A 14,505-nucleotide genomic window follows, 5' to 3' on the forward strand; every position below is an offset into this window, starting at 1 on the left:
AGAGCGGCTGCTAGCCGCGACCAATAGGTGCAAACAACGCCTGAGTCAGCTGCGCCAGCACGCTGGCCTCCAGCTGCACCTCCAGGCCGCGCCGTCCGGCGCTGACATAGATATTCGGGAAGTGCTGCGCCGATTCGTCAATAAAGGTACGCAGGCGCTTCTTCTGCCCCAGGGGACTGATACCGCCGAGCAGGTAACCGGTAGCGCGCTGTGCTGCTGCGGGGTCGGCCATATCGGCTTTCTTCACCCCGGCGGCCTGCGCCAGGGCTTTCAGGTCAAGCGTACCGGCTACTGGCACCACCGCCACCAGCAACTCGCCCTTTTCACTGGCGGCCAGCAGCGTCTTGAATACCTGGGCCGGCTCAAGGTTGAGCTTTTCCGCCGCTTCCAGGCCATAAGAAGCGGCTTTGGGGTCATGGTGATAACTGTGCACCTGGTGCGCAGCTTTAACCTTTTTCAGCAGATCAATGGCAGGCGTCATGTTCGAATGTGAAAACAATCTGACAAAGTTGGCGTACCTTAGCCGAAAAAACTGTTGGGAGCAGTCTTTAACGTCGCGTGGCTGCGGCCGCAAGGTGGCCGCTCAAATTGCAGACCATAAAATCTGCGACCACAGCCTATAATGGCGCGCACCTCTGAGGAGTTTTCATGACCCTGCCGCCCCGCCAACACGACATTCTCGAACTCGCCCGCGAACGCGGCTATGTCAGCATCGACGAGTTGGCTCAGGCGTTTGCCGTCACCCCACAGACCATTCGCCGCGACATCAATCAGCTTGCTGAACAAGGTCTGCTGCGTCGCACGCATGGCGGTGCGGCCAATGAGAGTTCCAGCACGCAGAACACCGCCTACAGCATGCGCGCTGGACAGATGCGTGAAGAGAAGCAGCGCATCGCTGCCGCCATTGCCGCACAGATTCCCAACCACGCCTCGCTCTTCATCAACATTGGTACCACCACCGAAGCCATTGCCCGTGAGCTGCTTGGCCACAAGGGCCTGAAGATCATCACCAACAACCTGCATGTGGCGACCCAGCTCAGCGCCAAGGCCGACTTCGAAGTGTTGCTGGCCGGCGGTACGGTGCGCAGCGATGGCGGCATCGTCGGCCAGGCGGCGGTGGATTTTATCCAGCAGTTCAAGGTCGACTTCGCCCTGGTCGGCATCAGCGGCATCGATGAAGACGGCAGCCTGCTCGACTTCGATTACCAGGAAGTACGGGTCTCCCAGGCGATTATCAGCAATGCGCGCCAGGTGTTTCTGGCCGTCGACTCCAGCAAGTTCGGCCGCAACGCCGTAGTGCGCCTGGGCTCGGTCGCCCTGGTCGATCGGGTGTTCACCGATGCCGCGCCGTCCGCTGCCATCAACCGCCTGCTCGCCGAGCACAAAGTACACCTCGACCTGGTGTAAGACCGCCACCACTGGCCTGGCACCGGCTTAACCAATATCCCGCTACTGATTCCTCACAACCGCTGGGCGCGAAAGCGCACTTCGGGGTGGCGAATCCGTGGATATTCGACTAGCATATTTTCGAAAGTGAACATTCAAAGTTCAATACTGACTTTCGGTGCCGCCATGCCTACTCGTCCCGCCAGCAACAATCCACTCGCTGAAGTCTATGACCTTGCCGTGATCGGCGGCGGTATCAATGGTGTCGGGATTGCCGCCGATGCCGCCGGGCGCGGTTTATCCGTGTTCCTTTGCGAAAAGGACGATCTGGCGCAACACACATCGTCGGCCAGCAGCAAACTGATCCACGGTGGCCTGCGCTACCTGGAACACTACGAATTCCGCCTGGTACGTGAGGCCCTGGCCGAGCGCGAGGTGTTGCTGAGCAAAGCCCCGCATATTGTCAAACCCATGCGCTTTATCCTGCCGCACCGCCCGCACCTGCGCCCGGCCTGGATGATCCGTGCCGGGCTGTTTCTCTATGATCACCTGGGCAAGCGCGAGAAGCTGGCCGGCTCACGCGGCCTGCGCTTCGGTGCCGGCAGCCCGCTGCAGGCCGAGATCAGCCGCGGTTTCGAGTATTCCGATTGCTGGGTCGATGACGCCCGCCTGGTGGTACTCAATGCCATGGCTGCCCGCGAGCATGGCGCCCACGTGCACAGCCGCACCCGTTGCGTCAGCGCACGACGCAGCAAGGGCCTGTGGCATATCCACCTGGAACGCCACGACGGCAGCCTGTTCTCGATTCGCGCCCGCGCTCTGGTGAATGCTGCCGGCCCTTGGGTGGCGCGGTTTATTCGCGAAGACCTGAAACAGGAATCGCCCTACGGCATTCGCCTGATCCAGGGCAGCCATATCGTCGTGCCGCGCCTGTTCGATGGCGAGCAGGCTTACATTCTGCAGAACGAAGACCGCCGCATCGTCTTCGCCATCCCCTATCAGGAGCGCTTCACCCTGATCGGCACCACGGACCGCGAATACCAGGGTGACCCGGCCAAGGTAGCGATCAGCGAGGAAGAAACCAACTACCTGCTGAATGTGGTCAACGCCCACTTCAAGAAGCAGCTGCAGCGCAGCGACATCCTGCACACCTATGCCGGCGTGCGGCCGCTGTGTGATGACGAGTCGGATGATCCGTCGGCAGTCACCCGCGACTACACCCTGTCGCTATCCGCTCATCCCGGAGAAGCCCCGTTGCTCTCGGTGTTCGGCGGCAAGCTGACCACCTACCGCAAGCTCGCCGAATCGGCGCTGGCACAACTGGCGCCCTTCTTTCCCAAAATGGGTCCTAGCTGGACGGCCAGCAGCCTGCTGCCGGGCGCTGAGCAACTCGACAGCCAGAGCGCGCTGGTGGAAGCTCTGTGCGCGCACTTCGGCTGGCTACCCACCTCACTGGCACGGCGCTGGGCCAGCAGTTACGGCAGCCGCAGCTGGGTAATGCTCAACGGCGTGAGCAACCTCAGCGATCTGGGCGAACACCTGGGCGGCGGCCTCTACACCCGTGAAGTCGACTACCTGTGCCAGGAAGAATGGGCCATGCAGGCGGACGATATTCTCTGGCGCCGCAGCAAGCTCGGCTTGTTCACCACCCCGGCGCAGCAAGCCAAGCTGGACAGTTACCTGCGCATCGAATCACCGCGCAACCCGGAAGATGCGCACGCAGCGTAGAGCCTGAAATCCTTAAAGCCGATCTATCGATTGAGGCATAAAAAAGGGCGACCGAAGTCGCCCAAATTGCCTTGCGTGCTCTGCTACTGGAGACTCAGCCCAGCTTGGACTTCTGCGCGTCTTTCCAGATGAAATAACCAACCCCGGCACAGAACGCGACCATCAGTCCGACGGTGCCAATACCGGCGAGAACTACGACATCAATAAACATGATTGCCTCCTGCGTGAAGCCTGTGTGGGTATGGCTTCAAATTAGCAGGGGCAGCAGGGACGCCATTGATCCAGGTCAACAAGCGGCGGGCGCTGTCAGGATGAGGCTTTGATTAGCTGATCCAGATCAAAAAAACGGCTCATGACAGAGCGATTTCAAGGCTTTTTCGGTTTGCCCTTGGGCTTTTTCTTACCCTTGGGCAGTGGTAAGGCCTGCTCGAAGGCATCGCGCATTTCATTGAGTTTTTTGTCGCGCAGGTCATGAATGCGCTTGTCGCGCTCGGCGGCGAAATCAATCAGTTTGTCGTCTTTGCTCATGGTCTCGGCTTGATCAAACGAAAGGTCAGGTTCAGGCGTGGCGCGCAGGCGCTGCGCGTCTTCGCCACTTGATGCTGCCAATAATGCTGGGTTGGCCCACGCATGACCAGCAGCGAACCATGCTGCAGCGGCAATGAGTGCTCGATGCGGCTCTGCCCTTTTCGGCGCAGATCAAAGCGCCGCGTGCCGCCCAGATTCAGCGAGGCGATCAACGGATTGGCGCCCAGTTCGGCTTCATCGTCGCTGTGCCAGCCCATGGAGTCCTGCCCATCACGGTAGTAGTTGAGTAACACGCCATTCAGCGGTTGCCTCACTGCCTGCTCCACCTGCGCGCGAATCAGCGCCAACAGCGGCGTCCAGGGCAGCGGTTGATGGGTCAATCCGGAGTAGCGGTAGCTGGCCTCGGCATCGCCATACCAGGCCACCAGACGCGGCACCGGCAGTTGCCGACCGTAAAGTTGCACCTGCGGCTGCTGCCAAGGGGTCTGCGCCGTCAGCTCAGCCAACCAGCGGTCAGCCGTTGCGGCATTCAGCCACTGCGCATGCAGCTGCAAGTCAGCGTTGGCCAGATGCAAAGGGCTGTCGGCAAATAGATCCACGGAACCAGACTCGAACAGGCGAAGCACCTAGTGTGCCCAGATCAGACCTCCACATCCACCCACAAGCCCTGACGAGGCAGTTCACTGACCACAGCCTCATCGGCCTTGGCCACTTCACCTTCGGCCAGTTCTTCCGGGGAGTAGCCGTGGCGGCGCTGGCGACGGCGCTGCTCTTCGCGCAGGAGCATTTCGGCTTCCTGAGGGTGGCGTTTATCCAGGCTCACACCACTTTCCTTGGCGCTTTCCGCAGACGCTGTAACCGGCGGGATTTCCGGACGAGGCTTGACCACATCCTGCTGGACGGTGACGGGAACCAGACTGTGGGGGATCGGCGGCAGCATCTCGTAGTCCTCCTTTGGTCAGACTGTCGGCGAGCCAAGCCGCGACTTGAGCCTCGCCTCACTACACTTTTGATCGACCTGATTACACAAAGTGCCCGATGCGTAGCAATGCGCCTTTGGCCATGGCCCGACGCTGCGTTAACATAGTCGGCTTTTTCACGCGGGAGACAAGCATGGCGCAGTATGAACCGGGGCAACGCTGGATCAGTGACAGCGAAGCAGAACTGGGTTTGGGAACTGTTCTGATGCAGGACGGCCGCATGCTCACCATGCTCTACCCGGCCACTGGCGAAACTCGCCAGTACGCCCTGCGCAATGCACCCTTGACGCGTGTGCGCTTCTCGCCGGGTGATGAAATCACCCATTTCGAAGGCTGGAAGCTGACCGTTCAGGAAGTCGACGATATCGACGGTCTACTGGTCTATCACGGCCTCAATGCCCAGCATGAAAGCGTTAGCCTGCCGGAAACCCAGCTGTCGAACTTTATCCAGTTCCGCCTGGCCAGTGATCGCCTGTTCGCCGGGCAGATCGACCCGCTGCCCTGGTTCGCCCTGCGCTACCACACCCTCGACTATACCAGCCGCCAGTTGCAATCCAACCTCTGGGGCCTGGGCGGCGTGCGTGCGCAACCGATTGCGCACCAGCTGCATATCGCCCGCGAAGTCGCCGACCGCATCGCCCCGCGCGTACTGCTGGCCGACGAAGTGGGCCTGGGTAAAACCATCGAAGCCGGTCTGGTGATCCATCGCCAGCTGCTCTCCGGGCGTGCCAGCCGCGTGCTGATTCTGGTTCCAGAAAACCTCCAGCACCAATGGCTGGTGGAAATGCGCCGGCGCTTCAACCTGGATGTCGCGCTGTTCGACGAAGAACGCTTTATCGAAAGCGATGCCAGCAATCCGTTTGAAGACTGCCAGTTGGCCCTCGTGGCCCTGGAATGGCTGTGTGAAGACGAAAAAGCCCAGGACGCGCTGTTTGCCGCGGACTGGGACCTGATGGTGGTCGATGAAGCGCACCACCTGGTCTGGCACCCGGAACACGCCAGCCCGGAATACGCACTGGTTGAACAACTGGCTGGGGTGATTCCCGGCGTCCTGCTGCTCACCGCCACCCCGGAACAGCTCGGCCAAGACAGCCACTTCGCCCGTTTGCGCCTGCTCGACCCCAACCGTTTCCATGACCTGGCCGCCTTCCGCGCGGAAAGCGAGCATTACAAGCCAATTGCCGAGGCCGTGCAGGAACTGCTCGACCAGGGCCGCCTGTCGGATGCGGCACACAAGACCATTCACGATTTCCTCGGCGCCGGCGGTGAAGAGCTGCTGGCAGCCGTCAACGCCGGTGACAGCGAGGCCTCGGCGCGCTTGGTGCGTGAATTGCTCGACCGCCACGGCACCGGCCGCCTGCTGTTCCGTAACACCCGTGCAGCCGTCAAAGGCTTCCCCGATCGCGAACTGCACCCCTACCCGCTGACCAGCCCTGACGAATACATGGAGCTGCCGCTGGGCGAGCATGCCGACCTGTACCCCGAAGTCAGCTACCAGGCGCAGCCGGATGTCGATGAAGAGCAGCGCTGGTGGAAGTTTGACCCGCGCGTCGAGTGGCTGATCGACACCCTGAAGATGCTCAAAAAATTCAAGGTACTGGTGATCTGCGCCCACGCCGAAACCGCCATGGATTTGGAAGACGCCCTGCGCGTACGCAAAGGCATCCCAGCTACAGTGTTCCATGAAGGCATGAGCATCCTGGAACGCGACCGCGCCGCCGCCTACTTCGCCGACGAAGAGTTCGGTGCCCAGGTACTGATTTGCTCGGAAATCGGCTCGGAAGGTCGTAACTTCCAGTTTGCCCACCATCTGGTGCTGTTCGACCTGCCGGCCCACCCGGATCTGCTCGAACAGCGTATCGGCCGCCTCGACCGTATCGGTCAGAAGCACCGTATCCAGCTGCACGTGCCCTACCTGGAGAACAGCCCGCAGGAACGCCTGTTCCAGTGGTACCACCAGGCGCTGAATGCCTTCCTCGCCACCTGCCCAACCGGTAACGCCCTGCAGCACAAGTTCGGCAGCCGCCTGCTACCGCTGCTGGAAAGTGGCGACGACGGAGAATGGCAAGCCCTGGTGGATGAAGCCAAAGCCGAACGCATTCACCTGGAAGGTGAACTGCACGCCGGTCGCGATCGCCTGCTGGAGCTCAACTCCGGCGGCGCGGGTGAGGGGGAAGCGTTGGTCGCGGCGATTCTCGAGCAGGACGACCAATTCGCCTTGCCAATCTATATGGAGCAGCTGTTCGACGCCTTCGGCATTGACAGTGAAGACCACTCCGACAACGCCCTGATCCTGCGCCCCAGCGAAAAAATGCTGGATGCCAGCTTCCCCCTGGGTGACGACGAAGGCGTGACCATCACCTACGACCGCGACCTGGCCCTGGCCCGTGAGGACATGCAGTTCCTCACCTGGGAACACCCCATGGTGCAAGGCGGCATGGACCTGGTGCGTTCCGGCTCGATGGGCAACACCGGCGTGGCGCTGATCAAGAACAAGGCTTTGAAACCCGGTACCGTGCTGCTGGAGTTGCTCTACGTGAGTGAAGTGGTGGCCCCGCGCGCCCTGCAACTGGGCCGCTATTTGCCGCCCATCGCGCTGCGTTGCCTGCTTGATGCCAACGGCAATGACCTGGCCAGCAAGGTGTCCTTCGAGAAACTCAACGAACAGCTGGAGCCAGTGCCCCGGGGCAGCGCCAACAAGTTTGTCCAGGCGCAACGCGACAGCCTTAACCCGTTGATCAACGCCGGCGAAAGCAAGGTGGCGCCACGCCATAGCGACCGTGTCGACGAAGCCAAGCGCCGCCTGGCTGCAGAAACCGACGAAGAGCTGGCCCGCCTGATCGCCCTGCAAGCGGTCAACCCGAGCGTGCGCGACAGCGAACTCAACGCCCTGCGCCAGCTGCGCGAGCAAGGCCTGGCCATGCTCGACAAAGCGGCACTGCGCCTGGAGGCCATTCGCGTCTTGGTTGCTGGCTAAGCGTTGCAAATGAGCATCCGGCGCCCGCAGGTAGGTTGGCGCTGAGCGCAGCGAAGCCCAACAGGCCTTGACTGGTGTCGTTGGGCTTCGTCGCACTGCTCCTCAACCCAACCTACGCCGAGGTGCACTCCACACGGGCTGCTAGAGTCAGAAACACTACTTCTGTCACTCCAGCCCACAGGAGCTCACAGTGCCTGCACGCGCCGCCTCGCGACGATTTCGTCATAGCCTCGGCGGGCTTTGCCTGCTGGCGCTGCTCCTACTTCCACTGCTGCATCTGTGGCCCGCCCTGAACGGGTTGAACAACGCCCACCTCGACTGGCTGATCCGCCAGCGCGCCGCCGAACAGACGCCCGACCCACGCCTGCTGCTGATAGATATCGACGATCTGAGCCTGCAAGTGCTGGCCGGTGAAGCCGGTAAATGGCCTTGGCCGCGCTCGCTGCACGGCGAACTGCTGGAATACCTGCTCAGACAACAGCCCAAGGCCGTAGCCTTCGACATTCTGTTCAGCGAACCCGACCAGTTCAACCCGGACGCCGACAGCTACTTTGCCGAAGTGCTGCAACGCAGCTCCAACGTCTACCTCGCCGCTCTGGTCCAGCAAGCCGACGCAGGCAGCCAGCCGCCACTGCTGCGCGACTACCCTGCCCCCACCTGGCAAGCACCCGGGCAACGCGGCGCAGACGATCAACGCGGCCTACTCCTGCTGCCTAACGCCGTCCCCAGCGAGCTGTGGCGCCTGGGCAGCATCAACTTTCGCCCGGATGCCGACGGCATCGGACGGCGCTATGAGCTGTACCGCAATTTTGCCGACTGGCGTCTGCCCAGCCTGCCTGCACGCATCGTGTATGACCTGACCGGTGCCTTGCCGACGCAACAAAACCTGCTGCTGGACTGGCCCGGCACCAGCCGCTTGCCCTACCCACGGCTGCCCTATGCCGCCGTGCTGGCTGCCGCGCGCAATCAGGGCGAACCGCTGGCAGCCGAACAGTTCAAGGACCGCATCATCGTTATCGGCACCACCGCCGCCGGCCTGCATGACCTGCGCCCGACCCCGCTGGACACTCTCTATCCCGCGCCATTTATCCTGATGACAGCCATCGACAACCTGCTCAACAACAGCCAGTTGCACGAAGCCGACAGCTGGCTGGAAGTGCTCGGCCCGCTGCTGCTATTGCTCAGTCTGAGTGCATTGCTGCTGCGCGAGCAGCTACCGGCGGCCTTTGCCCTGAGCCTGTTAGGCAGCCTGACACTGGTTGCCTGCAGCTACTGGCTGGCCTTGCAGGGCACGCTGCTCGGCGTAGTGCCCGGGCTGATCTGTCTGTGGCTGCTGCTGGCGACCGCGCTCGCGTTGTTCTACCTACGCCGGCGTCAGCAATTGCAGGACACCATTCGCCTGTTCAGCCGCTTTATGGACCCGGTGGTCGTCAACCAACTGGTATCGCGCGACGACCCGGAAGCCTTGCTGGCGAGCAAGGAGTGCCAGCTAACCGTGCTGTTTTCCGATATCCGCAGCTTTACCACCCTCTCCGAGCAGCACACGCCAAGCGAAATCGTGCACCTGCTCGAAGGCTATTTCAGCAGCCAGGTCGAGGTGCTGTTCAAACACCAGGCGACCCTCGACAAGTTTATCGGCGACGCCATCATGGCATTCTGGGGCGCACCGCTGGACAACCCGCAGCAAGCCGATCAAGCCATCCTCGCGGCGATGAAAATGCTGGATAACCTCGACGCCTTTCGCCGCGACTACAACTGCCCGGATTTCGACATCGGCATTGGCCTGCACACGGGACCAGCGGTCGTCGGCCTGGTCGGCGCCAAGCAGCGCTATGACTACACTGCAATAGGCGACACGGTGAACTTGGCCAGCCGCATCGAAGGGCTGACCAAGGGCCGCGCCCATCTGCTGATTTCTGCCGCCACCCGTGAGGCCTGCACACTTGATCTGGACTTCGTGCCCCGGGGCGAACACCAGGTAAAAGGTCGCGCCGAAGCCGTAATGCTCTTTGAGCCGCGAAGGAGACATGATGAATAAAGGCCTCTGCAGTGCCCTTGCGGCGCTGATATTCAGTTTCTACGGATTCTCGGCGCTGGCCGAAGTACGCCAGGCGCAGACCTTGCAGGACAATACCCTGCGCGCCGACCCCAGCGCCTCGGCAGCCAGTGTCGGCCAGGTCGGCAAGCAGGCGCAGGTATTGGTACTGGAACGCCAGGGCGGTTGGTATCAGGTGGAAACCCCAAGCGGTCAACGCGGTTGGCTGCCATTGCTCAGCCTGCGCTTTGCCAAGGATGCGCAAGCCAGCCGCAGCAATGACCTGGGCAGCCTGCTCAAACTCGGCAACCAGGCCTCCCCCGCCAGCGGCGTAGCCACCGGAATTCGCGGCATCAGCGACGAGGAATTGCGCAGCGGCAGTGCCGAGACCTCGGCCAGCGTGCAGAGCCTGGATGCCTTCGCCGCCAGCCCGAGTGAAGCGCGCAGCTTCGCCCAGCAAGGCGGCCTGCGCAGCCAGAACCTGCCCTACGCCCGCTAGCACGCCGCGAGGAGAGCGATATGCAAACTGCCACATTACTCAAGTGCGCCAGCCTGCTCGGCCTGATCGTCAGCCTCAGCGCCTGCCAAGGTCTGGAGGGTGTGCAGATTCAGGGCGTCGACCTGGGCAAATTGGCCAGCGCCGGCCAGCACCTGACCAACATGGGTCAGAAAAGCGTCGATGAAGAGCGGGTGATCGGGCAGAACACCGCCACCATCCTGCTGAGCAAAGCTGCAGTGCTGAACAATCCGCCGCTACAGGCCTACGTCAACCGCGTCGGCCTGTGGGTCGCCCAGCACAGCGAACGCCCCGACCTGCCCTGGCGCTTCGTCGTGCTCGACAGCCCACAAGTAGCCGCCTATGCAGCACCCGGCGGTTACGTATTCATCACCAGCGGCATGCTTACCCGGATGAACAGCGAGGCCGAACTGGCCGGCGTACTGGCCCACGAAGTGGCACATGTGGTGCAGCAACATCACCTCAAGGCCATTCAGCAACAGGCGCAAACCGGCTTGCTGGCCGACCTGGCCACCCTGGCCGTGCAAGCCAGCGCCGCCGACAAGGGCGGCAGCCAGGCCGGCGAGCTGACCGACCGTTTTACCCGCAGCGTCAGCGACCTCTACAGCCGCGGTTTAGACCGTGGTGATGAATACGAAGCCGATGCCATGGGCGCGGTGATCGCCACCCGCGCCGGCTATGACGCCTATGGCTTGGCTGGGGTGCTGCAGACACTGGGCACGACACGCCAGGATGATGCGGCGCTGAGCAGCTTCCTCAAGGTGCATCCAGGCATTGATGACCGCCTGCAACGCCTGCAGCCGGTGTATCTGTACATCGAAACAACCGCCAGCGGTCCGACGCAGAGCCTCGACACCCGCTATCAGCAAGCGCTCAAAAGCAAGCGGTAAAGGCAAGTAGCCATTTCAGAACCTGTTTTGGATCTCGCGAGCTAAAGCGAGACAAGGCAGGTTCTCAGTGAGTGTGAGGATGTTCGCGGGTACACGAAGGCTCGTAATCACACACATGGTGACTGAACGGCGCTGTGGTATGTGAACCCGGCGGCCCCGTGACCTGAAAGCAGCGGTTGTTGATGAACAGCTGCACCAGCTCGGCGTCGAGCAAACCGCTCTGCGCTTCGCTCTTAAGAATATCCAACGCCCGCTCGAGTGGCATCGCCGGTTTGTAGGGCCGATCAGCAGCCGTCAGGGCGTCATAGATATCGCAGATGGTCATGATCCGTGAAGCACAGGGAATCGCATCGCCGATCAGACCTTTGGGATAGCCACTGCCATCCAGCTTCTCATGATGCGCCCCGGCAATGTGCGGTACACCCTGTAGATCCGGCGTCCAGGGAATCAGGCTGAGAAACTGCTGGGTGTGCACCACATGCCGCTCAATTTCTTCACGCTCGGCCTTAGTCAGGCTGCCCTTGCGCACCGCCAGGGCATTGAACTCGCCCTCGCTGAGCAGGCTGACCAGGCAATTACCGGGCGCCTTGACTAATTCGCCCTGTACTTCCTGCAGGTGCTGAAAATCTCCCTCACTGAGCATGCTCGGCTCGTTCGCCTGAATGATGTTGTTCAGGTAACGCTCCAGCCGCTCGCATTCATAGGCCAGCTCGGCTTCCATTTGCAGGCGCCGCTCATCGCTCAGGCCACCCTGATGGCGGTAGGCATGCAGCATCTTGCGCAGGGTCTGGTTGCGCAGGTTTTCCTGGGCCAGGGCGACGCGATAACGCAGGTTTTCCAGCACCGGCTCGGCGAGCTTCTTGGCTTTTACCAGCACATGTTCGCGCACCCCGACCTTGCCGAAGTCATGCAGCAAGGCGGCGTAACGCAGCTCGCGCAAACCATCGACGCTTAGCGTCTGTTCGCGCAAACGCGAATCTGGGGCGTGGGGCAACTGGTTGGCCAAGGCCAGGCACAGTTCGGCCACTCGGAAGGAATGGCCACTGGTGGTCGGGTCACGCTGTTCGATGGCAAACACCGAAGCCTGCACAAAGCCATCGAACAATCGGCTGATGTCATCCAGCAATTGACGATTCTCAATAGCCACCGCCGCCTGGCTGGCCAATGCACGCAAAGACACAGCGGTTTCTTGATCAAAGGCAATCAGCTCAGGCTCAAGCTGCTCGCTGCCCTTACGCTGGCGGTTGATAAACTCCAGCACACCGACCACTTCATGGCGATGGTTACGCATGGGGATCGCCAGGATCGACATGGTGCGGTAGCCCATCTGCAGGTCGAAAGAGCGGTTGAAGCGGTACGGCGCATCGGCGGCAATCGCGTACACGTCCTCGATATTCAGCTCGGTGCTGGTCAGCGCAACGTACCCGGCAATCGAGGCTTTGCTCAGCGGCATGCGCTGGTCCTGAAAGCTGCTCTGGCTGAGCGTGCCGTTCTGCGTTAGCTTGAAGATCAACTGCGCCGGCGCATCCGGCCGGCGGCTGACCAGAAACAGCGAAGCGGCGTCGCTGTTGGACAAGCGGCGCCCTTCAATCAGGATTTTTTCCAGCAGGCGGTCCAGGTCACGTTCGGCTGATAGCGCCAGGCCGACGTCGACCAACTTGCTCAAGTCATCATGTTTGCCCGCCAAGGCGGCGGCCAACTGCTCGGTCTGATGACGCAGGCTGTACTGCTCGCCGGCAAAACGCAGCAGTGCTGCCAGCGCCTCGACACTGGCGTGCGGCGGCAACGGCAATACGCCAGGCTGGTCCATGCAGCCTACCAAAATCGCGCCACAATCCAGCCAATCGGCCAGCGGCCGGAGTGCCAATAGCCGCTCGTCAAGCAGCACCAGCGCCAGTTCATCCGGCAACAGGTCAGGTGCATCAATCGGCTGCAAGCTCAGTGGGCACTGAACCAGGAGGTTATACAGGGGGTGTTCGCCAAGCGCATTGCTGTGGCCCAGCACAAGGCGGGAAGTGCCCATGATGGTTGTCCTCAGTCGCAGTTGCGTGACAGCAGTGCGACTGAGTATTGCACAGGGTTTAGCCGTTGCCTGGCCGTCCGGCGCATGCCGAACGGCCAGGTAAAACGACTTAAGTAGCGGGCTGCAGCTGCATGCTTTGCTGCATTCTGACGGCATCGGCCACAAAGCAGCGCGAGGCTTGTAGCAACGCCAGCATGGTCAGCATCAAGGCCACCGGGATCAGGTACATGGCATTGTGCAGGCCTACAGCCTTGAAGGTTTCATTCATCTCACTGGCGCCAGCGGCAAGCATTGCAGCCTGCGAGTAATGGTCCGACAGCATGCCCACGACCACGGGCCCCAGACCACCACCAAGTAGATACAGACCCGCGAAGAACAAGGCCATGGCCGTTGCCCGCAGACGCGGTTCAATCACGTCCTGAATCGCGGTATAGACACAGGTGTAAAAGTTATAGGCAAACAGCCAGCCAATGCTGAACAGTGCAACAAACAAGGCAATTTCAATCCGCCCCGCCACCAGCGCATACCCTGTAGCCAGTGCTGCAACCAGCATACTCAGGGCCGCAAACAGCAAGCGGCCGGCCTGCCAGCGCTGGTGGATCTTGTCCGCCAACCAGCCGCCCAGTGTCAAACCAACCAGCCCCGTCAAGCCGACGATAACCCCAGTGGCCATCGCCGCCTGCTCCAGCGGCATCAGGAAGTAGCGTTGCAGCATCGGCACCATGAACGAATTGCAGGCATAGGTGGCGAAGTTGAAGGCCAGGCCGGCCATCACCAACCACCAGAATGTGCGAATCGCCAGCACCTTACGCAGGGGTTTTTCCACCGGCGTGGTGCGCGACTGCACCAGCTCCGCCGCACCGCGCTTGGGCTCTTTGATAAAGAACATAAACAGCGCCAGGATCAGCCCCGGCACCGCCGCAATAAAGAAGGGCGCGCGCCAGCTGTCGAACACCTTGACCATCGCACCGATGGTGAAGAACGCCAGCAGCAGGCCAATCGGCAGGCCGAGCATAAAGATGCCCATAGCCCGCGCACGCTTGTGCGCCGGAAACAGATCGCCGATCAGCGAGTTGGCAGCAGGCGCATAGCTGGCCTCACCGATGCCAACCCCCATGCGAATCAGCAGAAAACTCCAGAAGTTCCAGGCCAGGCCATTCACAGCCGTCAACCCACTCCATACCGCCAGTCCCCAGCCCATGATTTTGCGCCGCGCACCAGTGTCCGCCATCCGCCCCAGCGGAACACCGGCAATCGCATAGACAATGGTAAAGGCGGTACCGATCAAGCCCAGCTGCAGGTCACTGAGATGCCATTCCATGCGGATCGGCTCGATGATGATCGCTGGAATGGTGCGATCAAAGAAATTGAACAAATTGGCCAGAAAGAGCAGAAACAGAATGCGCCAGGCATTCGCTGCTTGTTGAGACTGCTGCATGGG

The 14,505-nt window shown here is 61.4% G+C and carries 13 protein-coding genes; 6 read left to right on the plus strand and 7 right to left on the minus strand.

Features of this window, described 5'->3' with window-relative positions; genetic code table 11:
• Window positions 1-10: 10 nt before the first annotated feature.
• Window positions 11-481 (minus strand): Cys-tRNA(Pro) deacylase, encoded by a 471-nt coding sequence (gene ybaK, locus OU997_RS01435; RefSeq protein WP_267808644.1) that lies wholly within the window; start codon window positions 479-481, stop codon window positions 11-13.
• Window positions 482-648: 167 nt separating this feature from the next.
• Here ybaK and OU997_RS01440 point away from each other — a divergent pair, with 167 nt between their 5' ends.
• Both OU997_RS01440 and glpD read left to right on the plus strand, forming a co-directional pair.
• Window positions 649-1,407 carry a DeoR family transcriptional regulator gene (locus OU997_RS01440; RefSeq protein WP_267808646.1) on the plus strand — a complete coding sequence of 253 codons (759 nt, stop codon included), beginning with the start codon at window positions 649-651 and terminating at the stop codon, window positions 1,405-1,407.
• A gap of 165 nt (window positions 1,408-1,572) precedes the next feature.
• The gene (glpD, locus tag OU997_RS01445; protein ID WP_267808647.1) at window positions 1,573-3,114 is read left to right on the plus strand and encodes a glycerol-3-phosphate dehydrogenase; all 1,542 of its coding nucleotides are present in this window, start codon (window positions 1,573-1,575) and stop codon (window positions 3,112-3,114) included.
• Between the two features lie 94 nt (window positions 3,115-3,208).
• On the opposite strand, the gene ccoM is transcribed toward glpD, so the two are convergent.
• The 4 genes from ccoM to OU997_RS01460 all read right to left on the minus strand — a co-directional run bounded on the left by ccoM (window position 3,209) and on the right by OU997_RS01460 (window position 4,582).
• A complete protein-coding gene (ccoM, locus tag OU997_RS20830) occupies window positions 3,209-3,325 on the minus strand; it encodes a cytochrome c oxidase subunit CcoM (protein WP_305888788.1) in 117 nt (38 codons plus the stop codon).
• Between the two features lie 155 nt (window positions 3,326-3,480).
• Window positions 3,481-3,642: a hypothetical protein gene (locus OU997_RS01450; RefSeq protein WP_090248299.1), complete on the minus strand. Its 162-nt coding sequence runs from the start codon at window positions 3,640-3,642 to the stop codon at window positions 3,481-3,483.
• The gene (locus OU997_RS01455) at window positions 3,639-4,241 is read right to left on the minus strand and encodes an alpha-ketoglutarate-dependent dioxygenase AlkB family protein (protein ID WP_267809847.1); all 603 of its coding nucleotides are present in this window, start codon (window positions 4,239-4,241) and stop codon (window positions 3,639-3,641) included. The genes OU997_RS01450 and OU997_RS01455 overlap by 4 nt, the downstream gene beginning before the upstream one ends.
• Window positions 4,242-4,282: 41 nt before the next feature.
• Window positions 4,283-4,582: an aspartate-semialdehyde dehydrogenase gene (locus tag OU997_RS01460; RefSeq protein ID WP_267808649.1), complete on the minus strand. Its 300-nt coding sequence runs from the start codon at window positions 4,580-4,582 to the stop codon at window positions 4,283-4,285.
• 173 nt (window positions 4,583-4,755) lie between these two features.
• On the opposite strand from OU997_RS01460, the gene rapA reads away from it, so the two are divergent.
• From rapA to OU997_RS01480, 4 genes are all read left to right on the plus strand, one after another.
• Complete coding sequence (gene rapA, locus OU997_RS01465) at window positions 4,756-7,599, plus strand: RNA polymerase-associated protein RapA (RefSeq protein WP_108487265.1); 2,844 nt, start codon at window positions 4,756-4,758, stop codon at window positions 7,597-7,599.
• Window positions 7,600-7,789: 190 nt separating this feature from the next.
• The gene (locus tag OU997_RS01470) at window positions 7,790-9,637 is read left to right on the plus strand and encodes a CHASE2 domain-containing protein (protein WP_108487266.1); all 1,848 of its coding nucleotides are present in this window, start codon (window positions 7,790-7,792) and stop codon (window positions 9,635-9,637) included.
• Window positions 9,630-10,133, plus strand: coding sequence for an SH3 domain-containing protein (locus OU997_RS01475; protein ID WP_158271572.1), 504 nt, complete (start codon window positions 9,630-9,632; stop codon window positions 10,131-10,133). Before OU997_RS01470 ends, OU997_RS01475 begins: the two co-directional genes overlap by 8 nt.
• 20 nt (window positions 10,134-10,153) lie before the next feature.
• Complete coding sequence (locus OU997_RS01480; RefSeq protein WP_108487268.1) at window positions 10,154-11,041, plus strand: M48 family metalloprotease; 888 nt, start codon at window positions 10,154-10,156, stop codon at window positions 11,039-11,041.
• Window positions 11,042-11,105: 64 nt separating this feature from the next.
• Here OU997_RS01480 and OU997_RS01485 read toward each other — a convergent pair whose 3' ends face one another.
• Window positions 11,106-13,064, minus strand: coding sequence for an HD domain-containing phosphohydrolase (locus tag OU997_RS01485; RefSeq protein ID WP_267808652.1), 1,959 nt, complete (start codon window positions 13,062-13,064; stop codon window positions 11,106-11,108).
• A 109-nt stretch (window positions 13,065-13,173) separates the two neighbouring features.
• Window positions 13,174-14,502, minus strand: a complete 1,329-nt coding sequence (locus OU997_RS01490; RefSeq protein ID WP_267808653.1) for a spinster family MFS transporter — start codon at window positions 14,500-14,502, stop codon at window positions 13,174-13,176.
• Window positions 14,503-14,505: the final 3 nt, after the last annotated feature.

The organism is Pseudomonas sp. SL4(2022), assembly GCF_026625725.1.
Classification (GTDB): domain Bacteria; phylum Pseudomonadota; class Gammaproteobacteria; order Pseudomonadales; family Pseudomonadaceae; genus Aquipseudomonas.

Coding starts and splice junctions, on each gene's coding strand:
- ybaK (WP_267808644.1), bottom strand. CDS start 481: ATGACGCCTGCCATTGATCTGCTGAAAAAGGTTAAAGCTGCGCACCAG.
- OU997_RS01440 (WP_267808646.1), top strand. CDS start 649: ATGACCCTGCCGCCCCGCCAACACGACATTCTCGAACTCGCCCGCGAA.
- glpD (WP_267808647.1), top strand. CDS start 1,573: ATGCCTACTCGTCCCGCCAGCAACAATCCACTCGCTGAAGTCTATGAC.
- ccoM (WP_305888788.1), bottom strand. CDS start 3,325: ATGTTTATTGATGTCGTAGTTCTCGCCGGTATTGGCACCGTCGGACTG.
- OU997_RS01450 (WP_090248299.1), bottom strand. CDS start 3,642: ATGAGCAAAGACGACAAACTGATTGATTTCGCCGCCGAGCGCGACAAG.
- OU997_RS01460 (WP_267808649.1), bottom strand. CDS start 4,582: ATGCTGCCGCCGATCCCCCACAGTCTGGTTCCCGTCACCGTCCAGCAG.
- rapA (WP_108487265.1), top strand. CDS start 4,756: ATGGCGCAGTATGAACCGGGGCAACGCTGGATCAGTGACAGCGAAGCA.
- OU997_RS01475 (WP_158271572.1), top strand. CDS start 9,630: ATGAATAAAGGCCTCTGCAGTGCCCTTGCGGCGCTGATATTCAGTTTC.
- OU997_RS01480 (WP_108487268.1), top strand. CDS start 10,154: ATGCAAACTGCCACATTACTCAAGTGCGCCAGCCTGCTCGGCCTGATC.
- OU997_RS01485 (WP_267808652.1), bottom strand. CDS start 13,064: ATGGGCACTTCCCGCCTTGTGCTGGGCCACAGCAATGCGCTTGGCGAA.
- OU997_RS01490 (WP_267808653.1), bottom strand. CDS start 14,502: ATGCAGCAGTCTCAACAAGCAGCGAATGCCTGGCGCATTCTGTTTCTG.